The following is a 22063-nucleotide window of genomic DNA, read 5'->3' on the forward strand; positions in this document are numbered from 1 at the left end:
CGCCGGGGCTGACATGCCGAACTATCGCTACAAGGCGCTCAATCCGCATGGCGAGGTCTTCGACGGGCAGATGGAAGCGGCCAGCGAGGCCGAGCTGATCGCGCGCCTGCAGGACCAGGGCCACCTGCCGATGGAGACGCAGCTGGCCGATGCCGGCGCGATCGGCGGCAGCAGCTGGCGCAACCTGCTGCAGCAGCGCCCGCTGCAGGGCGCCGCATTGCTGCAGTTCACCCAGCAGCTGGCGACCCTGCTCGGTGCCGGCCAGCCGTTGGACCGCGCGCTGTCGATCCTGCTGGGCCTGCCCGAAGACGAACGATCGCGCCGCGCGATCACCGACATCCGCGATGTGGTGCGCGGCGGTGCGCCGCTGTCCACCGCGCTGGAACGCCAGCATGGGCTGTTCTCGCGCCTGTACGTGAACATGGTGCGTGCCGGCGAGGCAGGTGGCAGCCTGCATGAAACCCTGCAGCGCCTGGCCGACTACCTCGAGCGCAGCCGCGCGCTGCAGGGCAAGGTGATCAACGCACTGGTCTACCCGGCGATCCTGCTGGTGGTGGTCGGTGGTGCACTGTTGTTCCTGCTTGGCTATGTGGTGCCGCAGTTCGCGCAGATGTACGAGAGCCTGGACGTGGCACTGCCGTGGTTCACCAATGCAGTGCTGCAGCTGGGCCTGTTCGTGCGCGACTGGTGGGTGCTGCTGCTGGTGGTGCCGGCACTGGTGGTGTTGTTCTTCGAGCGCAAGGCGCGGCAACCCGCGTTCCGGCTGGCGCTGGATGGCTGGCTGCTGCAGCGGCGTGGCATCGGCCGCCTCGTCGGCGAGCTGGAAACCGCGCGGCTGGCGCGTACGCTGGGGACGCTGCTGCGCAATGGCGTGCCGCTGCTGGGTGCGCTGGGCATCGCCCGCAACGTGCTGGGCAACCGCGCGCTGGCCGCCGACGTGGAAACGGCTGCCGATGAAGTCAAGAACGGCGCCGGGCTGTCGCTGGCACTGTCGCGCGGCAAGCGGTTCCCGCGCCTGGCCCTGCAGATGATCCAGGTCGGCGAGGAATCCGGCGCACTCGATACCATGCTGCTGAAAGCCGCCGACACGTTCGAACAGGACAGCGCCCGGCGCATCGACCGCATGCTGGCGGCGATGGTGCCGGCGATCACCCTGGTGCTGGCCTCGGTGGTCGGCGCGGTGATCGTGGCCGTGCTGGTGCCGCTGTACGACCTGACCAATGCCATCGGTTGACGATGGCACTCCCTGCAACCCCGACACTCCGCAACTGAAAGGACCGTCCATGATTGCCCGTCGCCGACCGATCCGCCTTTCCTTCACCGCCGCGCGCAACCAGTCGGGCATGAGCCTGCTGGAAATCATCATCGTCATCGTGCTGATCGGCGCGGTACTGACCCTGGTCGCCAGCCGCGTGCTGGGCGGCGCCGACCGTGGCAAGGCCAACATCGCCAAGGCGCAGGTACAGACCGTCGCGTCCAAGATCGACAACTACCAGATCGACACCGGCAAGCTGCCGGGCACGCTCAATGACCTGGTGACGGCACCGGCCGGCGTCGGCGGGTGGCTGGGCCCGTACGCCAAGCCGGCCGACCTGAACGACCCGTGGGGCCATGCGCTGGAATACCGCGCGCCGGGCGAAAGCCAGCCCTATGAGCTGGTCAGCCTGGGCAAGGATGGTAAGGCCGGCGGCAGCAGCGTCGACGCTGACATCCGCTACCAGCCGTAACCGCGCATGACGTATTTCCTGCCGCGCCGGTTGCCCCACCCGCGCCTGCACGGCAGGCGCGCGGCCGGACTGTCGCTGCTGGAAATGCTGCTGGTGATCGCCCTGATCGCGGCGATCGGCCTGATCACGGCCGCTGGCCTGTCGCGCGGTTTTGCGGGCATGCAGCTGCGCAGCGCCGGCAAGGACATCGCCAGCCAGCTGCGCATGGTGCGCGCGCAGGCAATCGCCCGCGGCGAACCGCAGCGCTTCGTGATCGAACCGGCACGGCGCCGCTGGGAAGGGGCCAACCAGCGCCACGGTGAGGTCCCGGCACAGCTGCAGGTGCAGTTCGAAGGTGCCGCCCAGCTGGCTACCGCGCCGGGGCAGGGGGTGATCGAATTTCATCCCGATGGCGGCTCCAGCGGTGGTCGCATCCGGTTGCAGCGCGACGGTGCCGAATGGCGCATCGACGTCGGCTGGCTGACCGGCGAGGTCCGCTCCGGCCCCTGGCGGGTGCAATGAAGCGGCGCGCGCGTGGCTTCACCCTGCTGGAAGTGATCATCGCCTTCGCCCTGCTGGGCCTGGCGTTGACCCTCCTGCTGGGCAGCCTGTCCGGAGGCGCCAGGCAGGTACGGGATGCCGAGCTGCGCACGCGCGCGGTGCTGCATGCACAGTCGTTGCTGGCCGAGGCCGGCGTCGGCGCGCCGCTGCAGGTGGGCAGCCAGCAGGGTGACTGGGAACAGGGACGCTATCACTGGGAACTGCAGGTTCAGCCGTGGGTGGAGCCGCGCGCCGGCAACGTCGTGCAGGCAACGTCGCCGGGCACCCCATGGCTGGCGGAGCTGCAATTGCAGGTGCGCTGGGGCGACAGCGAGCGCGAGCAGCTGCACTGGCGCAGCCTGCGCCTGTTGCCGCCCGACCTGGAGAATGCACGGTGAGGCGCCACGCCGCAGGTTTCACCCTGGTCGAAGTCATGCTCGCGACCGTACTGCTGGCCGGCGGCCTGGCACTGGCCTTTGCCAGCGTGCGTTCGGCGATGGCGGTCAGCCAGCGCGGTGAGCAGATTGCCGCCGAAAGCGAACGCATGCGCGCAGTGGAGTCTTTGCTGCGCAGGCAGTTGGCGGGTGCATTGCGCACCCCTCTGGAGGCCCCGGACCCCACCCGCGAACCGCTCTTCTTCCAGGGCGAAGAGCAGCGCATGTTGTTCGCTGCCGACCTGCCCGGATACCTCGGCCGTGGCGGCCCCTACCTGCACGCGCTGCAGGTGGACGGGCGCAATGGCCAGCAGCGCCTGCTGCTGGACCTGGTGCTGCTGCAGGAAGGCGAGCGCATCGCCGAGAATCCGCCGCGCCCGCCGGAGGTACTGGTGGAGAACCTGAAGTCGGTGCAGCTGCGCTATCGCGGCATCGATGCCAGCACCGGGCAAGTGACCGACTGGCTGCCGCGCTGGGATGACACGCGCCGCCTGCCGATGCTGGTGGAGATCCAGATCGTGCCGGTCCGGGGCGCGCCGTGGCCGCCGCTGGTGGTGGCGCCGCGTGCCGGTGGCAGTGGAGGCGCGCGATGAACCGTCAGGGCGGGGCGGCATTGGTGCTGGTGCTGTGGCTGATCGCGTTGATGACGGCGCTGGTCGGCGCGTTCGCGCTGAGCGCGCGGGTCGAACACCTGCAGCAGCGCGTGCTGGATGACGATGCGCGCGGGCAGGAACGTGCGCGCGCCGGCCTCGAGTATGCACTGCTGCGTCTGTCAGCCGATCCGCAGCGGGCGCCCTGGCGTGCCGATGGCCGTACCTACCGCTGGCAGTTCGATGACGCCAGCATCGAGATCAAGGTGCTGGACGAGAACGGCAAGATCAACCTGAACCTGGCCGACGCGGCGCTGCTGACGGCCTTCCTCAAGGCGCTTGGCGAAGACGATGCACAGGCCCGGCAGTTGGCCGGGGCCATCATCGACTGGCGCGACGAGGACAGCCTGCTGCAGCCGGGCGGTGGTGCCGAAGCGCAGGACTACGCCGCGGCCGGGCTGCCCTACGGCCCGCGCAACAGGCGGTTCGAGACCCTGGGCGAGCTGCAGCGGGTCCTGGGCATGCGCGGACCGCTGTACCGGGCGATGCTGCCGCACCTGACCCTGTACAGCCGCCAGGCACGGCCGGATCCGCAGTTCGCCAGCGCGCCGGTGCTGGCTGCGCTGGGGCTGGATGCGGACAGGGTGCTGGCGCAGCGCGCACAGCAGGAGCGTGATGCAGATTCCGCTGGTGGTACGCCAACGCTTGCCAGCAGCAGCGGCACCTATAGTATCGAGTCCGGTGCCATCGACCGCAGTGGACGCAGGTCGGTGCTGCAGGCCGTGGTACGCAGTGGCTCGGGCGGGGTTCCCGGGCGGACCTACACAGTGCTTCGCTGGGAGCAGGGAATGACAGCAAGATGACGGCGTGGCAGGACACTCTGCGGCAGGTGCAGGGCCGGATCGGCCCGGGCGCTGGCCGTTTCCTGCGCTGGTGGCGGCAGTCGCTGCTGGCCTGGGTGCCAGTGCGCTGGCAATGGGCATTGGGCTGGGGCCAGGCACGGTTGCTGCTGCAGCATGAGGGTGACCAGCTGCAGGTCTGGCGTGAAGCCGGTGAACGCCGCGAAGCGGTGGCGCGCCTGCCGTGGCCGCTGTCGCCGGTTGAACTGGACCGCGTGCTGGAGCCTCGCCTGCGCGGCCTGCCGCGGGTGTGGCTGCTGCCCGCCAACGCCGTGCTGCGTCGCGATCTGCGGCTGCCGGCCGCCGCCGCCGACCGCCTGCGTGCGGTGGTCGGCTTCGAGATCGACCGCCAGACGCCGTTCGAATCCAGCCAGGTCAGCTATGACGTGCGCGAGCTCGGGGCGGCCGGCGAGGGCCAGCTTCAGGTCGAACTGGTGGCGTGGCCATTGCGGCAGCTGGACGCATGGCGCACCGGTGTGGGCCCATGGGCCGACGCGCTGGCAGGCGTCGATGCCATCGATGCGCAGGGCAACGTGCTGCAGGTGAACCTGCTGCCGCCCGCGCAGCGCCAACTGCGGCCAGACCCGATGCGGCGCTGGAACCTGCTGCTGGCCGTGGCTGCCGTGGTGATGCTGGTACTGGCCGCGGTGCAGCTGCTCGACAACCGCCAGGCCGCCGCCGATGAGCTGCGTGACCAGGTCGAGCGCAGCGCGCGCAGTGCGCGTGGCGTGGCCAGCGAACGCGCGCAGTTGCAGGCGCTGATCGATGGCGCCGCGTTTCTGGAGAAGCAGCGCAGCCAGCGCGCCGGTACCGTTGAGATCTGGAACGAACTGACCCGGCGCCTGCCGGAAGGTACCTACCTGGAAAAGCTGGCGATCGAGAACAACAACCTGCAGCTGATCGGCCTGAGCCGCGAGGCATCGCAGCTGGTGCAGCTGCTGCAGGACGCACCGCAGTGGCGCAAGGTCAACCTGACCGGGGTGCTGCAGGCCGATGGCGCCGCCAGTGGCCGCGACCGCTTCACCATGACCGCCGAACTGCAGCCGTTGCCGGCTGCCGCACCGACCCCGGAGGCGGCCGATGCCGATGCCAAGCGCACGCCGTGACCGCTGGCTGGCGCTGGCACTGCTGCTGGCAGTGCTGGGCCTGGCCTATCTGCTCCTGGTGCACCCCTGGTTCACCCAGCCGTTGCGTGCGATCGATGCCGATGTCGCCGCCCTGCGCGAACGCGAGTCGCGCGTGCAGGCGCAGCTGCAGCAGCAGCCGCAGATCGAACAGCGCCTTCGCGCTACCCGCGAGGCACTGCAGCAGCGGCCGGGCTTCCTGCGCGAAGCCACTGCCGAAGCTGCCGCCGCTGCATTGGGCGCCCGCCTGCAAGATGCAGTGGCGATGGCCAGCCCGGGCAACCGCAGCTGCACCATCAGCAACCGCACGCCGCTGACCGACAACCGGCGCGATGCCGAGTTCGTGCGCGTCGCCATGCAGGTGCGCCTGCGCTGCGGCGTGGCCGAACTGGCCACCGTGCTGCACAGCCTGGAAACCGGCAGCCCACGCCTGTTCGTCGACAACCTCAACCTGATCGCGCAGCGCTTCCAGCAATCGCCGAACGAATCGGGGCTGGGCCTGGACGTGTCCTTCGAGCTGGCCGGCTATCTGCTGCCAGCTGCCGCCGACGGCACGGTTGCGGCACCCGCTGCGGCACCGGTACCGGCACCACCCGCTTCGCCGGACGAGGCCGCACCCGCGCCCAACCCGGCGCCCCCGTCCGACGGACAGGAGGTGGCCGATGAAGCTTGAACAGATCAGCCTGCGCACCGGCTTCCTGCTGGCGTTGGCCGGTTGGGCGGCCGCCGTCTGGCTGGCGACCGGCTTCGGGCTGGGCAGCCAGCTGCCAGGTGCGGATGGCGACGCCGATGCGGTGCCTTCGCTGCCGGTGCTGCCGCCGTTGGCCGCCGAACGCATGGCCAGCGCCGACAGCTACAGCGCGATCAGTGAGCGCCCGCTGTTCGCCGAGGATCGCAGGCCGCGGCCCTACCTGCTGGGTGGCAGCGAACCGGCGGCCAGCGCCGCGCTGCGCCTGACCGGCGTGCTGCTGACCGGCGATTTCGGCATGGCCACGTTCACCACTGAACAGAACCGCTCGCTGCGCCTGCGCCTCAACGGCGAAGCCGTGGATGGCTGGCAGCTGGTGGCGCTGCAGCCGCGCCAGGCCACGGTGATCGGGCCCGGTGGCAACCAGGTTCTCGAACTGGCGGTGTTCAACGGCCAGGGCGGTGAGCCGCCAACGGTGCTGCGTGGTGCCAATGGTGCGCCGCCTGCAGGTGCGATCGTTGTGCCGCCCTCGGCGGGCGCTCCGCCAGCGCCGCCACCGGCCGCGGCACCCCCATCGCCGTCGCCCGCTGGCAATGCACCAGCGCCCGCGGCGACAGCTGCAAAAACACCACCGGCCAACAACGGTCCCAGCGAAGCGCAGATGCAGGCCATCCGCGAACGCATCCAGGCCCGCCGCCGCCAGCTGCAGCAACAGCAGCAACAACCGTCGCCGCCCCCGGGCGATGGCACCAACCGATAGAGTGAATGCATGAGCCTGCGTTTTCTTCCCTGGTCCTTTGCCCTCGCGCTGCTGGTCGGCTGCAGTACGGTGTCCGCGCCGCACGTGCAGCGCAACGGCAACCTGTCGCCCAGCGCCGACGCCGGCCAGGCGGCCGACGTCGCTGCCGATGCCGCCCGTGAAAGCCAAGGGGCACCGCAGGCGGTGATCCGCCGTGGCACCGGCACGATGATCAACCGCCAGGCCGCGCGCGCGCCGGCATCGGCGCTGCACGGCGCCAGCACCGGCGAGGCGACCTTCAACTTCGAAGGCGAATCGCTGCATGCGGTGGTCAAGGCCATCCTCGGCGACATGCTCGGCCAGAACTACGTGATCGCACCGGGCGTGCAGGGCACGGTCACCCTGGCCACGCCCAAGCCGGTATCGCCGGCGCAGGCACTGAACCTGCTGGAGATGGTGCTGGGCTGGAACAACGCGCGCATGGTCTACAGCGGTGGGCGCTACAACATCGTCGCCGCCGACCAGGCGCTGGCCGGCACGGTCGCACCGAGCACGGCACCGGCGGCCAGTGCACGCGGTTTCGAAGTCCGCGTGGTGCCGCTGCAGTTCATCTCCGCCACCGAGATGAAGAAGGTGCTGGAGCCGTACGCGCGCCCCAACGCCATCGTCAACGTGGACAGCGGCCGCAACGTGATCACCCTTGGTGGTACCCGCGCCGAGCTGGAGAACTACCTGCGCACCGTCGAGATCTTCGACGTCGACTGGTTGTCGGGCATGTCGGTGGGCGTGTTCCCGATCCAGTCGGGCAAGGCCGAGCAGGTGGCGGCCGACCTGGAAAAGGTGTTCGGCGAAGAGAGCAAGACGCCCAGTGCCGGCATGTTCCGTTTCCTGCCGCTGGAGAATGCCAACGCCGTGTTGGTGATCACGCCGCAGGTGCGCTACCTGGACCAGATCCAGCAGTGGCTGGATCGCATCGACACCGCCGGCGGCAGCGCCCGCCTGTTCTCCTACGAGCTGCGCTACATCAAGGCACGCGACCTGGCCGAGCGCCTCAGCGAGGCCTTCGCCAGCAGTGGCAACCGCGGCGGCTCCAGCCCGGCCTCGCTGGCACCGGGCGCCATTCCGTCGCAGCTGGGCGGCGACGGCGACCGTGGCATGGACAACAGCAGCAGCAACCTGGGTTCGACGCTGGGCGGAACCAGTGGCAGTGGCAGCAGCAATGGCAGCCTGAACCTGCCGCAGCGCCAGCCCGGCAACGTCAGTGTCAGCCTGGAGGTGGAGGGCGACCGCGTCGGCGTGTCGGCGGTGGAGGAAACCAACACCCTGCTGGTGCGTTCGACCCCGCAGGCCTGGCGCTCGATCCGCGAGGTGATCGAGAAGCTGGATGTGATGCCGCTGCAGGTGCATATCGAGGCACAGGTGGCCGAAGTGGCGCTGACCGGTGACCTGAAGTACGGCGTGAACTGGTTCTTCGACAACGCCGTGGCCGGCCGCACACTGACCGGCGCGCTCAGCGGCCTGACCCTGCCGCCGGCTGCTGCGGGTGCCTGGAATACCTTTGCGGGTGGCGTGACCGGCAATGATGGTGTGGGCTGGGCATTCACCGGCCACAATGCCGCTGCCGTGGTCAGCGCGCTGGACAAGGTGACCGACCTGCGCCTGCTGCAGACGCCATCGGTGTTCGTGCGCAACAACGCCGAGGCCACGCTCAACGTCGGCGACAAGGTGCCGATCAACACCACCACGGTGAATACCGGCGTGGGCACCAGCACCTACAGCTCGGTGCAGTACATCGACACCGGCGTGATCCTCAAGGTGCGCCCGCGCGTGACCCGTGACGGCACCGTATTCCTGGATATCGTGCAGGAAGTCAGCAGCGCCTCGGACGTGCCGGACGCCTGCAACCCGACCGAGCGCAACTGCAACCCGCGCATCTCGACCAAGAAGCTGTCCACCGAAGCGGCGGTGCAGAGCGGCGACACCATCATGCTGGCGGGCCTGATCACCGACTCGGCCACCGACGGCAGCAGCGGCATCCCCGGCCTGAGCAGGATCCCGGTGGTCGGTGCGTTGTTCGGGCAGAAGACCCGCACCAGCCGTCGTTCGGAAGTGATCGTGCTGCTGACCCCGACGATCGTCCGCAACAGCCAGGAATCGCGCAATCTGACCGACGAGTACAGCAAGCGCTTCCGCGCGATGGAGCCGCTGAACCAGCCGCGCGCGAAGAAGTAGGGGGTTACGGCCGGGCTGCGCCCGGCACCCGCCGAAGCAACGGCCGAAGCAATAGCAATAGCAACAGCAACAGCGGGCATTCCGTGGGATGGCGGGGCGGTGTGGGGTGGCAGGACACGCCGTAAACCCCCCTCCGGGGTCCGGCCCAGCCGCTGGCGGCTGTGCGTTCGGGCGCTTGCGAAGCAGTGCTTCGCAAGCAAAGCGCCCTCACCCATGGGGGCTCGATGGCGCCATCCATGGCGCCAACGGTCCTGCCACCCCACACCGCCCCGCCTCTGACAGATTCCTGCGGCTGTGGGTAGGTGTCGACCTTGGTCGACACATCTGTCAGATACCGATATACAAAAATGGGGTCAGATCCGTTTTCCTCTGGAAAACGGATCTGACCCCAGCCTTTGCCGGCGGATCGCAGAAATCTGTCGAAGGCGCGACCGAGCCTACAGGGACGTATTTACGGCGTCCCCCGCAACCGGACCCACCCCGCCATCCCCAAGGAACCCGCCTTTGCTTCGGCTGTTGCTGTTGCCTTGGCCTGAAGCAGGCGCCGGGTGCAACCCGGCCGATACCCTCCCGGTGCTACGCTGTGGCCACCGACAACCACGGAGGCGGGATGGGGGCGATCGTGTTGTTGCCGCTGTGCGTGGACGATGCCGCGCTCGACCGCTGCCTGGCCGCACTGGATGCCGGCACGGCGCCAGGGACCGCGGTCTGGTTGGCCGATGATGCGCAGACCGGGCCGCGCGCGCAGGCGGTGGTGGAACACTGGTTGGCGCATACGCCGCTGCAGGCCGAGTACACCCGGCGCGCGCGGCCATTGGGCGAAGTTGCCCATCTGGACGAGATGCTGCGCGCCTGCGATGGCCTGGACGTGGCGGTGCTGGCGCCGGACAGCGTGCCCTCACCCGGCTGGTTGCAGCAGTTGCAGGACGCCTTCGCACGCGATGCCGCCATCGCCACCGCAACCCCATGGTGCAACGCCGGCGAGACCGCAGCGTGGCCACGGCTGGGCGAGATCAATCCCGAACCGCAGGACCAGGCCCTGCTGGCGCACACCTGCGCGACGTTGCCGACGCTGCACCCGGAGCTGCCATCGGCGGTCACCCACGCGGTACTGGTGCGTGGCAACGCGCGCCGCCGTGCCGGTGGCCTGGACGTGGAGAGTTACGCGGGCTGGAACGCGGCACTGGTCGACCTCAGCCTGCGCATGGCCGGCCTGGGGTGGCGCAACGTGTTGTGCGAAACCGCCTTTGTCAGCCGGGCAGGGGAGGCCGTCAGCCGCGATGGCGACCTGGAGGCCCTGGCGGCGCGCTGGCCGGCCTGGGTACCGCGGCTGGCCGACTTCCTGATGCGCGATCCACTGCACGGGTTGCGGGCTGATCTGCAGCAGCGCATGCGGCAGGCGATAATGCCGCGGGAACAGGGTGACCTGTTCGTTCAGTCCGCGCCGGAGCCACCCGTTTGAATGTTGCCATTGCCGCCATCGTCGTCACCTACCAGAGTGGCAGCACCATTGATGCCTGCCTTTCGCGCCTGCGCCAGGCGCAGGATGTGGCCGAGATCCGGGTGATCGACAATGGTTCGCTGGATGGCACCCTGGACATCGTGCAGCGGCATGCCAGCCACGATCCGCGCGTGCGCTTCGTCGGCAACCCGGACAACCCCGGCTTCGCCGCCGCCAACAACCAGGGCGTGGCCGACTCGCGCAGCCCGTGGCTGGCCTTCATCAACCCGGACCTGATGGTCGAGCCGGATACGCTGGCCGAACTGCGTTCGCGCGCCGAAGCACTGGGCGATTGCCTGCTGGGCGTCGAACAGGTGGACGAGCATGGCCACGCCGACGAGGCGGTGCGCCGCCGCGACCCGGATTTCCTGATGATGCTGCGTTCGCCCGGCAAGGGCTCCAGGCTGGCGGTTCCGCGTGAGCCGCACCAGGCGCTGCAGCGGGTACCTGCGTTGTCTGGCGCATTGCTGATGATGCCGCGCGCGCTGTTCGACCGCATCGGTGGCTGGGACGCGGGCTATCGCCTGCACGCCGAGGACCTGGACCTGTGCCGTCGCGCACGCGAGGCCGGCGCGGTGGTGGCGATCGCCAACGACCTGCAGGTTACCCATGTGCGCGGTGTCTCCAGCCGCTCACGGCCGTTCTTCGTGGAATGGCACAAGCACAGGGGGCTGTGGCGCTACTTCCAGAAGTTCGAGGCCGGGCAGCGTCCGCTGCCGGTACGCGTGGCGGTATGGGGCGCGATCTGGGCACATGCGCTGCTGCTGGTGCCCCGCCTGCTGCGCAGGTCGTTGTAGCGCCGCAAGAGCATCCACGCATGGCGTGGATCTACCCATGTTGTTCCCCGTGAGCCGAGCGTGGCTCGCAGGCACCCCGGTTCACCCTGCCGGGCGCATAATCCGCCCCATGCCTATCATCCAGTCCCTGCTCGACACCGACCTGTACAAGTTCACCATGATGCAGGCGGTGCTCCACCAGCACCCCGGCGCCCAGGTGCAGTACCGTTTCAAGTGCCGCACGCCCGGTATCGACCTGGCAAGCTGCATCGACCAGATCGATGAAGAAATCGACCACCTGTGCAGCCTGCGTTTCAGCGACGCGGAGCTGGACTACATGCGTGGCCTGCGCTTCGTGAAGCCGGATTTCGCCGATTTCCTCGGCCTGTTCCATCTCGACCGCAAGTACATCCAGCTGCGCGCATCAAAGGCCGTGCCCGGCGAGATCGAACTGGACATCACCGGCCCGTGGCTGCACACCATCCTGTTCGAAGTGCCGTTGCTGGCGATCATCAATGAAGTCTGGTTCCGCAACACCACCACGGCCGACTTCGCCGAAGGCGAACGCCGCCTGCAGGCCAAGGCCGCGCTGCTGCGCGATACCCCCGGCTTCGAGCAGTGCCGCATTGCCGACTACGGCAGCCGCCGCCGCTACTCGCGGGACTGGCATGCGCGGCTGCTGCCGCTGCTGCGCGATGCGCTCGGCCCGCAGCTGGTCGGTACCAGCAACGTTCACTTCGCCCGCCTGTACGGCATGACCCCGCACGGCACCATGGCCCATGAGTACCTGCAGGCCTTCCAGGCCCTCGGCCCGCGCCTGCGCGATTCGCAGGTGGCGGCACTGGAATCGTGGGCGCGGGAATATCGCGGCGATCTGGGCATCGCGCTGTCCGACGTGGTCGGCCTGGATGCGTTCCTGCGCGACTTCGACATGTACTTCTGCAAGCTGTTCGACGGCGTGCGCCATGATTCCGGCGATCCGTTCGACTGGGGTGACCGCATGCTGGCGCATTTCCAGCAGCGCCGGGTCGATCCGCGCAGCAAGGTGCTGGTGTTCAGCGATGGGCTCGACATCGCCAAAGTGATGCGCCTGTACGACTACTTCCGCGGTCGCTGCCAGGTCGCCTTCGGCGTCGGCACCCACCTGACCAATGATCTGGGCCCGACGCCGCTCAACATCGTCATCAAGATGGTCCGCTGCAATGGCCAGCCGGTGGCCAAGCTCAGCGATTCGCCGGGCAAGAGCATGTGCGACGACCCGGGTTACCTGGCCTACCTGCGCCAGGTCTTCGAGCTGCCGCCGGCGTAAAGCGCCGGCTTACAGGTAGTCGACGACCACCAGGTAAGCGCCCTGCAGCGGTTGCTGCTTCGAAGCCTGCACGCTGTAGCGCTCGGAGAAGGCGATATCGCCGGCGCGCATCGCGCTGGCCGACACCGACAGCTTCTGGCCCTGGCGCTTGCCATCGCGCAGCGTCGCGGCCTGGCCATCGGCCAGCGCCGTCACGGCCACCGTCGAACCCTTGGCCGACGGCGGGCAGGCCGCCAGGCTCAGCTCACCCTGGGACAGGTTCGTCGTGCAGCCCGGCTCGGCGATGCGGCCGCTGAAACGAATGTTGCCGCTGCTGGCCTGGGCCAGCGCGCTGACGGACATCAGGGCCACGCACAGCAGAATGGAATTCCTCATGACACGTTCTCTGGTTCGGTGTGTCCTAGTTAGCGACAGGTTCGATCCGCCTTTAATAGGACAAATCCGAATCTGCTAGGGCCATCACCAAGAAAGAGTGATGCGCATCAAATAAGGTGATTTCCACCTGAAAAAGGCCGGTTTCCGCGCCTGTCGAACACGCCGCTCAACGTGTCATCCACGGTCGTCTGTGACCCGGCCGTCCCACCGTCAAATCCTCCACGCGCTTCTGGCGCCCATTCCGCCTACCACGTCACATTTAAGGCGTCAATGAATTGGCGTTCAGAAAAATAATGAGACTTTCATCACAGTTATGCCTATACTTGCGTCACGGATTCAGGGGTAGGTATGTCCGAGTCCGGCCACAGGTGAGACGCAAGGATGGGTCTTGATAGCCCGGCAGTGCTCCTTGCTTCCTCCTCTACTTCTCATCTCTTCAGTAGGGTTAGGTAAAAGCGAATGCACAAGATCAATATCATCGCCGCTCTGATGCTGGCCGCCGCTCCGCTGGCCGCCAACGCCGCCGACGGCACCATCACCTTCAACGGCAAGGTGACCGACAAGACCTGCACCATCTCGACCCCGGGCGGCAAGGACTTCGCCGTCAACCTGCCGACCGTGTCCAAGAACACCCTGGCCGCCGCCGGTAACGTTGCGGGCCGTACCCCGTTCGCCATCAACCTGACCAAGTGCAGCGCCGGCAACGTCGCCACCTACTTCGAGCCGGGTTCGACCGTTGACTTCAACACCGGCCGCCTGCTGAACCAGGCCTCGGCCAACGCTGCCACCAACGTGCAGCTGCAGCTGCTGGGTTCGAACAACCAGGTCCTGCCGATCAAGGCTGCCGGCGCTGGCCAGGCCCAGACCAACTCGCAGTGGGTCACCGTCGGCACCGACGGCTCGGCCGATCTGAACTACTACGCTGAGTACTACGCCACTGCCGCCGCCACCCCGGGCGACGTCACCAGCAGCGTGAAGTACACGATCATCTACAACTGATCGCAGTCGTACCCGCACTGGCCGGCGTACGCGCCGGCCAGTGCACCGCGGCCCCTGGCCACATACCTCGAGCGTAGTACTTCCGATGAAAGCATTCTTTCCCCGGGCGCTGCTGCTGGCAGCGTTCACGCTGCCCTTCTGCCAGAACGCTCTGGCTGGCGTGGTGGTCAATGGCACGCGAGTGATCTACCCGGCGCAGGCGCGCGAAGTCACCGTGCAGGTCGACAACGTGGGCGATTCGCCGGCGCTGGTCCAAGCCTGGATCGACAGCGGCGACGCCAACCAGACCGCCGATACCAGCGATGCCCCGTTCGTGCTGACGCCGCCGATCGCGCGTGTCGAGCCGGGCCGCAGCCAGGCGCTGCGTCTGATCTTCTCCGGCGCGCAGCTGCCGACCGACCGTGAGTCGGTGTTCTGGCTCAACGTGCTGGACGTTCCGCCGTCGCCGGACAACGCCGACAGCGGCGAACAGAATTACCTGCAGGTCGCGTTTCGTTCGCGCCTGAAGCTCTTCTACCGGCCGCAGGGCCTGAAGGGCGTCGCCAACGACGCACCGGCAGCGCTGCGCTGGACCCGCACCGGCGACCGCCTGCGGGTGGAAAACCCGAGCCCCTTCCACGTCACGCTGGCCGAAGTGCATGCCGTGGCCGGCAGCAGTGAAAAGACCGTCGAGGACAAGGGCGCCATGGTCGCGCCGAAGCAGAGCCTGGAGTTCACCGCACCGGCGGGCTCCGACCAGGTGCGCTTCATCACCATCAACGATTACGGCGGTCGGGTGGAGCACAAGGTCCGCCTCGGCAGTACCGGGGGCTGAACGCGCCGCGCCGGCCACGGGCCTGCGCATCCCGCCACCGCCGCCGTGCGGCGAATTGAAGGAATGTCAGTGTGATCGGAAACAGATTGACATTGTCGATCCATCAGGCGCTTTGCCTGTTGGTTGCTGGCGTAGCCTGCCCAGGATGGGCGCTGGCTGCCCCGGCCAATCTCGGCGAACAGGCGCTGATGGCGCAGAGTGGTGCGGCCAACGCGCGTGCACCGGAATCGGCCCAGTTCAACTCCAGCTTCCTGTCGGGTCAGGCCAAGCAGGTCGACCTGGCAGCCTTCAGCAACGGCAACCCGATGGTGGCCGGCACCTACCGCGTCGACGTCTACGTCAACGGGGCCTGGCAGGGCCGCCGCGACCTGCAGTTCAAGGCCGATGCGCAGGGCCGCGTCGATGCCTGCCTGCCGCTGCCGATGCTGGAAGAAATGGGCGTGGACAGCGAGGCCGTGCTGCTGCAGCAGGACCCGTCGGTGCCCACCGACAAGACCAGCTGCGTGCCGGTCCAGCAGCGCATGGCCAATGCCTACGGTGTCTATGACAGCGGCAACCTGCGCTACGACCTCAGCATTCCGCAGGTATTCCTGCGCCGTGAGGCACGTGGTTACGTCAATCCGGCGCTGTGGGACCGTGGCATCAATGCCGGCTTCGTCGGCTACAGCTTCAATGCCATCGACAGCGACAGCCGTGTCGAAGGTGGCCAGCGCAACCGCAGTGCCTACCTCGGCCTCAACGCCGGCATGAACCTGGGTGGCTGGCAGTTCCGCCACGATTCGAACCTGACCTGGTCCGAGGGTGATGGCCGCCATTGGCAGAGCATCGCCACCTATGCGCAGCGCGGCATCCCGCAGGTGCGCGGCATGCTCACCATCGGTGAGGCCTACACCACCGGTGAACTGTTCGACTCGATCGGTTACCGCGGTGCCAGCCTGGCCAGCGACGACCGCATGCTGCCCGATTCTCTGCGCGGTTACGCGCCGGTCGTGCGCGGCATCGCCGAGACCAACGCACGCATCGAAGTGCGCCAGAACGAGCAGCTGATCTACTCCTCCACCGTGTCGCCGGGCAGCTTCGTCATCGACGACCTGTACCCGACCGGCTACGGCGGCGACCTGGAAGTGAGCGTGATCGAGGCCGATGGCCGCCGCCGCGAATTCAAGGTGCCGTTCGGTTCGGTGCCGCAGATGCTGCGCGAAGGCGTGTCGCGTTACTCGCTGACCGCCGGCCAGGTGCGCAACAAGCTGCTGGCCGATGAGCCGTGGCTGGTGCAGGGCACCTACCAGCGCGGTATCGGCAACCAGCTGACCCTGTACGGTGGCAGCGCCCTGAGCGACGGCTACCTGTCGCTGCTGTACGGCGTCGGCGTGTCCACGCCGGTCGGCGCGTTCGCCGCCGACGTCACCCACGCACGCACCACGTTCGACCACTACGGCAACCACACCGGTGCCAGCGTGCGCTTGAGCTACAGCAACATGATCGGCGAGACCGGGACCAACCTGACCCTGGCCGCCTACCGCTACTCGACCGAAGGCTTCTACAGCCTGCAGGACGCCCTGTATGGGCGCGATTCGGACAAGCGCGGCATCGACCCGACCACCCGTGGCCGCCAGCGCAGCCAGTTCCAGGTAACCCTGAACCAGCCGCTGGGCCGTCGTGGCGGCGCGCTGTACGTGACCGGTTCGGTGCGCGACTTCTACGACCGCTCCGGCACCTCCAAGCAGTACCAGGTGGGCTACAACAACGCCTGGCGCTCGGTGAACTACGGCTTCTCCGCGCTGCGCACCGAAGAAGGCGTGCTCGGCCGTTCCGACACCCAGTACCTGCTGTCGATGAGCGTGCCGCTGGGCCGTGGCACCCACCCGGTGTCGTTCAGCGCCGATCTCGGCGTGCGCGAGCGCGGTGGCTACGACAACAGCCGCGTCGGCGTCACCGGTTCGGCCGGCATCGACAACAACTTCAGCTACGGCGTGGCGCTGTCCGACTCCCGCGAAGGTGGCACCACCGCAGTGGGCAGCGCGGAATACCGCAGCCGCTACAGCGCGTTGAACGCGACCTACAGCCACTCGCGCGACTTCCGCCAGGCGTCGGTCGGTGCCAACGGCAGCGTGGTCGTGCATCCGGGCGGCTTCACCTTCACCCCGCAGCGTGGCGACACCATGGTGCTGGTGGAAGCGCCGGGCGCGCGCGATGCGATCGTCAGCAACGCCCCGGGCCTGCGCGTCGATGGCCGCGGCTACGCGGTCGTCCCGTACGTGTCGCCGTACCGCCTCAACACCGTCACCCTCGACCCGCAGGGCATGGCACATGACGTCGAGCTGGAAAGCACCAGCCAGTCGATCGCGCCGTTCGCCGGTGCCATCAGCTACCTGCGCTTCGATACCCGCAAGGGCAACGCGCTGCTGATCCAGGTGCGCAACACCGATGGCCGCACGATGCCGTTCGGTGCGCAGGTCAAGGACGAGCAGGGCCAGCCGGTGGGCATGGTCAGCCAGGGTGGCCGCCTGTACGTGCGCAGTGAGAAGAACCAGGGCCAGTTGCAGGTCGAGTGGGGCGCAGGTGCCGACCAGCGCTGCACCATTGATTACCAGGTACCGGCGGGCGCCGATGCGTCCAAGACCGGCTTCATCCCGCTGGAGGCAGCATGCCGATGATTTCTTCCCGTGGCCGCAAGGCACTGGCCGCGTTGGCCCTGCTGGGTGGCGTGCTGCTGGCGCAGCAGGCCAGTGCGGCCTGCCGCATCCAGGTCAACGGTTTCGTTGCGCAGGACGTGCAGATGGACATGGGTCAGATCGTGATCCTGCCCAGCACGCCCGTTGGCGGCGTGATCAAGGAAATCAGCGTGCCGATCAACCAGCAGAACAGCGTTGCCCGCTGTGACTACTGGTACGGTGGCAGCTCGACCGGCGAGTATGTCAACGCGCCGCAGAAGCGACCGGTGGCCGGCTTTGCCAACGTCTATGAGACCGGCGTGGCCGGCGTGGGCATCCGCCTGTTCCGCGACTCCGGCGCGATCCAGACCTACTACCCGCATTCCATCAATTTCGCGGCCAACTCCACCATCTCGCTGATCGGCGGCCAGTTCCGCATCCAGCTGATCAAGACCGCCGCGCAGACCGGTTCGGGCGTGATCGCGCCGAACGGTCGCTTCACCACGTATTACTTTGATGGTGATGGCCCCAGCCGCCCGGTGCTGACTTCCACCTTCAGGGGCTCGGGCACCACCGTGGTCAGCCCGACCTGCGAAGTGCAGGCCGGCAGCCGCAACATCGCGGTTGATTTCGGCAGCGTGCCCAACACCACCTTCACCGGTGTCGGTTCCAAGGCCGTCGATCGTGATTTCGAGATCCGCCTGAACTGCCAGGGAAGCAATGTCGCGCAGTATCAGAGCAAGATCGGCATCCGCCTCGACGCCGATCAGGACAGCTCGAACATGCCCGGCGTGCTGAAGCTCAGCGCGGCCACCAACAGCGCCACCCGCATCGGCATCCAGATGGTCCAGCGCGATGGCAGCACCGAGCGCGAAGTGCGCTTCGGCCAGACCGTCAACGTCGGTACCACCACGCCGGGTACCAGCACCATGACTCTGCCATTGCGTGCCCGTTACGTGCAGACCCAGGCCGGCACGGTCGGTGCGGGTGTCGCGAACGGCCAAGCCACCTTCACCATCCAGTACGAGTAAGCCGGCCGCAGGCCGCCGCCACCGCTGCGTTCCACCGCAACGTCACCTGTTCCGCAGGTGGCGTTGACTGCGTCTTGATCTTCCAACGATGAAGATCAGTGCCACGACGCACGTACACCCACATGGATGTGATGTATGTCGCGAATTTGGAGTTTCCTCATGAGGTGACCGTCTCCTGCCTGCGGGCATTGGACGGGAATGCCGAAAGGATCCAGACGTGGCTACAGCTACCTGCATCCCCCCGCACCATCCTTCGGGAGCGCTGCGGTGAAGGTCCTGTCGGTGTTCGGCACGCGGCCGGAAGCCATCAAGATGGGACCGCTGGTGCGGGCCCTGGCGGGGGCTGCGGACATTGAATCGGTGGTCTGCATCACCGGCCAGCACCGGGTGATGCTCGACCAGGTGATGTCGCTGTTCGGGATCACTGCCGACCACGACCTCGATGTCATGGTGCCCAACCAGACCCTCAATGGCCTGTGTTCCAAGCTGTTCGAACGGCTTGACGCGCTCTACACGCAGGTCCGTCCGGACCGGGTACTGGTGCATGGCGACACCACCACGGCGATGACTGCCGCGCTGGCCGCATTCCATCACCGCATTCCGATCGGTCACGTCGAGGCTGGCCTGCGCACCGGCGACATCCACCGGCCGTGGCCGGAGGAAATGAACCGGCGGGTGATCGATGTGATTGGCCACCAGCTGTACGCGCCTACGCCCAGCTCGCGCGCAAACCTGGCCGGTGAGCACCTGGGCGGGCAGATCCTGGTCACCGGCAACACCGTCATCGATGCCCTGCAGCAGACCGTAGAACGCCTGGATGCCGATCCGGCACTGCGCGCGCAGGCCGACCAACCCTTCCACATGCTCGACCCCGCACGCCGCCTGCTGGTGGTCACCGGCCACCGCCGCGAAAGCTTCGGCCAGGGCTTCGAGGACATCTGCCGTGCGCTGGCCGAGCTGGCCCGGCGGCCGGACCTGCAGGTGCTGTACCCGGTGCACCTCAACCCGAACGTGCAGGGACCGGTCAACGCCCACCTTGGCAACCTGGACAACGTGCACCTGGTGCCACCGCAGGATTACCTGCGCTTCGTGCGCCTGATGCAGCGCGCCGACGTCATCCTCACCGACTCCGGTGGCGTGCAGGAAGAAGCGCCCGCACTGGCCAAACCGGTGCTGGTGATGCGCGATGTCACCGAGCGGCCGGAGGCGGTCGAAGCCGGTGTGGTGACACTGGTCGGTACCACGCCCTCGCGCATCGTCGATGCGGTCAACGCGGTATTGGCACAACCCCCGCAGCCGGCCCGCTTCGACCCCGATGCCAGCCCCTACGGCGACGGCCGTGCCAGCGCACGCATCGTTGCCGCCCTGCGCGGCGCGCCGCTTCCCGAATTCTCGCCCGGTCTCCGTCGCGGCGGTGCCGCCCTCCCTCATCCCCGTGAAGTGACGCCATGACCCAGCCCGGCCGCTCTCCCCTGTTTGCTTCCGCTGCTGCGTTCGTCCTGTCGGGCGTGGTCGGCAGTGCCCATGCCGCCGACAGCGTTGCCGGCCAGTTCACCGAATGGAGCGGCGACAGCACGGTGAACCGGCAGATGACCCTGCGCGAACTCGGTTTCCGCCAACCACTCGTGCTGAGCGGGCAGGAGAGCCAGCGCGAGGTCTACCTGCCGGTGCCGGCCGGCGTCGCCACCCGCGATGCGCAGCTGCAGCTGGATGGGCGCTATGTGCGTGGCCACGCCGGGCGGACCTCGAGCCTGTGGTCGGTCGATGGCGATCCGATCGCGGCGCGCTCGATCACCGACGCGCAGGGCGATGCCAGCCAGCTGCTGGCCATCGATGGCGAACCCCGCCAGAACGGCTTCGTGCGGGTGGGCGTTGGCTGGTGGTCGATCGTGTCCGACTACCAGTGTGCCGACCAGAGTGCACCGGCCAACGTGCTGCGGCTGTCGCCGGACTCGCGTTTCAGCTATCGCTTCGACGGCCGTGCCGTGGACACCGTGGCCAAGGCGTGGGGCGCGCTGCCACCGCAGGTGCGGCTGCTGGTGGATGGCAAAGCGCTGCAGGCGCCAACCTATGATGCCGCCTGGCGCATCGGTACCGCGTTGCAGGCCGGCGGAAAGCAGGTGCAGGTGGTGGCGCTGCCCAAGGTCGGTGACAGCGTCGACCTGGCCGGCATCAGCATCCCGGCCAGCCTGCAGGGCGTGCCGGCCTACGCCGCGCTGGCCACGGGCGAGCGCGCGCATGCGATCAAGGACCTGGCCGAAGTTGGCGCACTGCTGTCGCTGCGTGACAGTGGGCCGCTGGCGGCCGATGTGATGATCGGCAGCGATGCGCTGCGGGCCGGCGTAAGCGCGGCACTGGACGCGCTGGCCGTACAGGTCGGCGCTGCTGGTGCCGATGCGGGCACTGCCTTCGCTGCGTGGCGCGGTACCGACATGGCTGGGCTGGAAAAGCCCGCTGCCAACGTCTCGGTCAGCGTTGTCGCCGTTGCCGGCCGTCCGACGCTGGTGGTCGACCCGGCAGCGGCAGGCAAGGTCGCCGGGCTGTTCGCCGAACAGTGGCGCAGCTACGCGCTGGGCCGCAGCCTGCAGGTCAGCCAAGCGGGCACGCCGAAACTGGACGGTGACCAGGTGCTGTTGAGCCGGCTCGGCAACATCGCCGGCACGATGGACGTGGTGACCCGCGCCGATCGCAGCGCCAGCTTCGACCTCGGCGCGCTGTCGGCCGATGGGCGCCTGCCCGAGCAAGTGGTGATCGATGTCTCGGCGGCGCCCAACGCAGCCGGGCAGGGCGCGGTGGCGACCCTCTACTTCAACGATTACCTGCTGGGTGGCAAGGTGCTGACGGCCAATGGCCAGCCGCAACGGCTGGTGGCCAAGGTGCCGGCCTACGCGCTCTCGGCGCGCAACGAGATCCGCGTCAGCTTCCTGCGCCAGCCGGCGCGGCCCTATTGTCACGACCCGGCCACCGGCTATCCGGTCTCGATCCTGCCCAGCAGCCACCTGACCCTGGCCAAGCGTTCGCTGGGCAGTGACTTCGTTGGTGCCAGCAGCCAGCTGTCGCGCGGCAACCAGGTGTTCGTGCCCGGCACCTGGCTGCAGGATGCGCCGGCCTCGCTGGGCAAGGTCATCGCGGTGGCCAGTGCCGTGGGCGCGTCACCGGAGGCGTCGGAACTGAAGGTGGTCGATGCCGGTGCCGCGGTCAGCCCGGGCGCGCCATGGCTGGCGTTCGGCGTGGCGCCCTCCGGTGTTGATGTGGCCGGCCTGAAGGATGGTCATCTGCTGATCGGGGCGAAGCCGCAGCCGCTGCTGGATGTCAGCGGGCTGGATCGTGCTGCCGTGGTGCAGGTGGGGTCGTCCGGCGGCCAGCTGGGCGTGCTCTACAGCGACCTCGGTGCGCAGGCACCGTTGTTCGGCGCGCCGTTCCGGCTGCTACGCGGTGATCTCGCCGTGCTCGACGGCAGTGATGCCGTGCGCGAATTCGACCGCCAGGATCCCTATGGCACGCGTATCGCGCAGGACGGCAATCCGCAATCGAAGTGGGAACGGCACATGGTCTGGTTGCTGCTGCTGGTCGGCGTGATCGTGTTCGCGCTGCTGGCCGCCCGCGTTACCCAGGTTCGCCGCCGCAAGTCCGCCAACACAGGGCACTGATC

The 22063-nt window shown here is 68.1% G+C and carries 20 protein-coding genes; 19 read left to right on the plus strand and 1 reads right to left on the minus strand.

The annotated features are described in order from the left end of the window. Window positions 1-13: 13 nt before the first annotated feature. From xpsF to pncB, 13 genes are all read left to right on the plus strand, one after another. On the plus strand, window positions 14-1234 hold the full coding sequence (gene xpsF / locus B9Y82_RS01190; RefSeq protein WP_014035932.1) for a type II secretion system protein XpsF: 1221 nt from the start codon (window positions 14-16) through the stop codon (window positions 1232-1234). A 49-nt stretch (window positions 1235-1283) separates the two neighbouring features. Beyond that, complete coding sequence (gene gspG, locus B9Y82_RS01195) at window positions 1284-1727, plus strand: type II secretion system major pseudopilin GspG (protein ID WP_087921484.1); 444 nt, start codon at window positions 1284-1286, stop codon at window positions 1725-1727. Window positions 1728-1733: 6 nt separating this feature from the next. Next, complete coding sequence (xpsH, locus tag B9Y82_RS01200) at window positions 1734-2228, plus strand: type II secretion system protein XpsH (protein WP_100471239.1); 495 nt, start codon at window positions 1734-1736, stop codon at window positions 2226-2228. Then, window positions 2225-2644, plus strand: coding sequence for a type II secretion system protein XpsI (gene xpsI, locus B9Y82_RS01205; protein ID WP_100471240.1), 420 nt, complete (start codon window positions 2225-2227; stop codon window positions 2642-2644). Before xpsH ends, xpsI begins: the two co-directional genes overlap by 4 nt. Beyond that, window positions 2641-3273 (plus strand): type II secretion system protein J, encoded by a 633-nt coding sequence (locus tag B9Y82_RS01210; RefSeq protein WP_100471241.1) that lies wholly within the window; start codon window positions 2641-2643, stop codon window positions 3271-3273. Before xpsI ends, B9Y82_RS01210 begins: the two co-directional genes overlap by 4 nt. Continuing rightward, window positions 3270-4133 (plus strand): general secretion pathway protein GspK, encoded by an 864-nt coding sequence (locus tag B9Y82_RS01215; protein WP_100471242.1) that lies wholly within the window; start codon window positions 3270-3272, stop codon window positions 4131-4133. Before B9Y82_RS01210 ends, B9Y82_RS01215 begins: the two co-directional genes overlap by 4 nt. Beyond that, window positions 4130-5275 carry a PilN domain-containing protein gene (locus B9Y82_RS01220; protein ID WP_100471243.1) on the plus strand — a complete coding sequence of 382 codons (1146 nt, stop codon included), beginning with the start codon at window positions 4130-4132 and terminating at the stop codon, window positions 5273-5275. The genes B9Y82_RS01215 and B9Y82_RS01220 overlap by 4 nt, the downstream gene beginning before the upstream one ends. Then, a complete protein-coding gene (gene gspM / locus B9Y82_RS01225; RefSeq protein ID WP_100471244.1) occupies window positions 5250-5966 on the plus strand; it encodes a type II secretion system protein GspM in 717 nt (238 codons plus the stop codon). The genes B9Y82_RS01220 and gspM overlap by 26 nt, the downstream gene beginning before the upstream one ends. After that, window positions 5956-6741, plus strand: coding sequence for a general secretion pathway protein GspN (locus tag B9Y82_RS01230; RefSeq protein WP_100471245.1), 786 nt, complete (start codon window positions 5956-5958; stop codon window positions 6739-6741). Before gspM ends, B9Y82_RS01230 begins: the two co-directional genes overlap by 11 nt. A gap of 9 nt (window positions 6742-6750) precedes the next feature. Beyond that, window positions 6751-8952, plus strand: a complete 2202-nt coding sequence (gspD, locus tag B9Y82_RS01235) for a type II secretion system secretin GspD (protein ID WP_100471246.1) — start codon at window positions 6751-6753, stop codon at window positions 8950-8952. A gap of 610 nt (window positions 8953-9562) precedes the next feature. Then, window positions 9563-10414: a glycosyltransferase family 2 protein gene (locus B9Y82_RS01240; protein ID WP_100471247.1), complete on the plus strand. Its 852-nt coding sequence runs from the start codon at window positions 9563-9565 to the stop codon at window positions 10412-10414. Further along, window positions 10411-11250, plus strand: coding sequence for a glycosyltransferase family 2 protein (locus B9Y82_RS01245; RefSeq protein ID WP_100471248.1), 840 nt, complete (start codon window positions 10411-10413; stop codon window positions 11248-11250). Before B9Y82_RS01240 ends, B9Y82_RS01245 begins: the two co-directional genes overlap by 4 nt. Window positions 11251-11359: 109 nt before the next feature. Continuing rightward, entirely contained in the window at window positions 11360-12538 is a 1179-nt protein-coding gene (gene pncB, locus B9Y82_RS01250; RefSeq protein ID WP_100471249.1) for a nicotinate phosphoribosyltransferase, read from the plus strand. A 9-nt stretch (window positions 12539-12547) separates the two neighbouring features. Here the strand turns inward: pncB and B9Y82_RS01255 are convergent, their stop codons facing one another. After that, window positions 12548-12913: a hypothetical protein gene (locus tag B9Y82_RS01255; RefSeq protein ID WP_087921496.1), complete on the minus strand. Its 366-nt coding sequence runs from the start codon at window positions 12911-12913 to the stop codon at window positions 12548-12550. Between the two features lie 459 nt (window positions 12914-13372). On the opposite strand from B9Y82_RS01255, the gene B9Y82_RS01260 reads away from it, so the two are divergent. The 6 genes from B9Y82_RS01260 (at window position 13373) to B9Y82_RS01285 (ending at window position 22061) form a co-directional block, all read left to right on the plus strand. After that, window positions 13373-13912 (plus strand): fimbrial protein, encoded by a 540-nt coding sequence (locus tag B9Y82_RS01260; RefSeq protein ID WP_100471250.1) that lies wholly within the window; start codon window positions 13373-13375, stop codon window positions 13910-13912. 85 nt (window positions 13913-13997) lie between these two features. Continuing rightward, window positions 13998-14726 (plus strand): fimbrial biogenesis chaperone, encoded by a 729-nt coding sequence (locus tag B9Y82_RS01265; protein ID WP_100471251.1) that lies wholly within the window; start codon window positions 13998-14000, stop codon window positions 14724-14726. Between the two features lie 92 nt (window positions 14727-14818). Next, a complete protein-coding gene (locus tag B9Y82_RS01270) occupies window positions 14819-17383 on the plus strand; it encodes a fimbria/pilus outer membrane usher protein (protein WP_100471252.1) in 2565 nt (854 codons plus the stop codon). Then, on the plus strand, window positions 17374-18411 hold the full coding sequence (locus B9Y82_RS01275) for a fimbrial protein (RefSeq protein WP_100471253.1): 1038 nt from the start codon (window positions 17374-17376) through the stop codon (window positions 18409-18411). The genes B9Y82_RS01270 and B9Y82_RS01275 overlap by 10 nt, the downstream gene beginning before the upstream one ends. A gap of 267 nt (window positions 18412-18678) precedes the next feature. Next, complete coding sequence (gene wecB, locus B9Y82_RS01280; protein ID WP_100471254.1) at window positions 18679-19863, plus strand: non-hydrolyzing UDP-N-acetylglucosamine 2-epimerase; 1185 nt, start codon at window positions 18679-18681, stop codon at window positions 19861-19863. Continuing rightward, a complete protein-coding gene (locus B9Y82_RS01285; RefSeq protein ID WP_100471255.1) occupies window positions 19860-22061 on the plus strand; it encodes a cellulose biosynthesis cyclic di-GMP-binding regulatory protein BcsB in 2202 nt (733 codons plus the stop codon). Before wecB ends, B9Y82_RS01285 begins: the two co-directional genes overlap by 4 nt. Window positions 22062-22063 lie beyond the last annotated feature (2 nt).

It is taken from the genome of Stenotrophomonas maltophilia (assembly GCF_002799155.1).
GTDB classification, from domain to species: Bacteria; Pseudomonadota; Gammaproteobacteria; order Xanthomonadales; family Xanthomonadaceae; genus Stenotrophomonas; species Stenotrophomonas maltophilia_R.

Coding starts and splice junctions, on each gene's coding strand:
- xpsF (WP_014035932.1), top strand. CDS start 14: ATGCCGAACTATCGCTACAAGGCGCTCAATCCGCATGGCGAGGTCTTC.
- gspG (WP_087921484.1), top strand. CDS start 1,284: ATGATTGCCCGTCGCCGACCGATCCGCCTTTCCTTCACCGCCGCGCGC.
- xpsH (WP_100471239.1), top strand. CDS start 1,734: ATGACGTATTTCCTGCCGCGCCGGTTGCCCCACCCGCGCCTGCACGGC.
- xpsI (WP_100471240.1), top strand. CDS start 2,225: ATGAAGCGGCGCGCGCGTGGCTTCACCCTGCTGGAAGTGATCATCGCC.
- B9Y82_RS01215 (WP_100471242.1), top strand. CDS start 3,270: ATGAACCGTCAGGGCGGGGCGGCATTGGTGCTGGTGCTGTGGCTGATC.
- B9Y82_RS01220 (WP_100471243.1), top strand. CDS start 4,130: ATGACGGCGTGGCAGGACACTCTGCGGCAGGTGCAGGGCCGGATCGGC.
- gspM (WP_100471244.1), top strand. CDS start 5,250: ATGCCGATGCCAAGCGCACGCCGTGACCGCTGGCTGGCGCTGGCACTG.
- B9Y82_RS01230 (WP_100471245.1), top strand. CDS start 5,956: ATGAAGCTTGAACAGATCAGCCTGCGCACCGGCTTCCTGCTGGCGTTG.
- gspD (WP_100471246.1), top strand. CDS start 6,751: ATGAGCCTGCGTTTTCTTCCCTGGTCCTTTGCCCTCGCGCTGCTGGTC.
- B9Y82_RS01240 (WP_100471247.1), top strand. CDS start 9,563: ATGGGGGCGATCGTGTTGTTGCCGCTGTGCGTGGACGATGCCGCGCTC.
- pncB (WP_100471249.1), top strand. CDS start 11,360: ATGCCTATCATCCAGTCCCTGCTCGACACCGACCTGTACAAGTTCACC.
- B9Y82_RS01255 (WP_087921496.1), bottom strand. CDS start 12,913: ATGAGGAATTCCATTCTGCTGTGCGTGGCCCTGATGTCCGTCAGCGCG.
- B9Y82_RS01260 (WP_100471250.1), top strand. CDS start 13,373: ATGCACAAGATCAATATCATCGCCGCTCTGATGCTGGCCGCCGCTCCG.
- B9Y82_RS01265 (WP_100471251.1), top strand. CDS start 13,998: ATGAAAGCATTCTTTCCCCGGGCGCTGCTGCTGGCAGCGTTCACGCTG.
- B9Y82_RS01275 (WP_100471253.1), top strand. CDS start 17,374: ATGCCGATGATTTCTTCCCGTGGCCGCAAGGCACTGGCCGCGTTGGCC.
- B9Y82_RS01285 (WP_100471255.1), top strand. CDS start 19,860: ATGACCCAGCCCGGCCGCTCTCCCCTGTTTGCTTCCGCTGCTGCGTTC.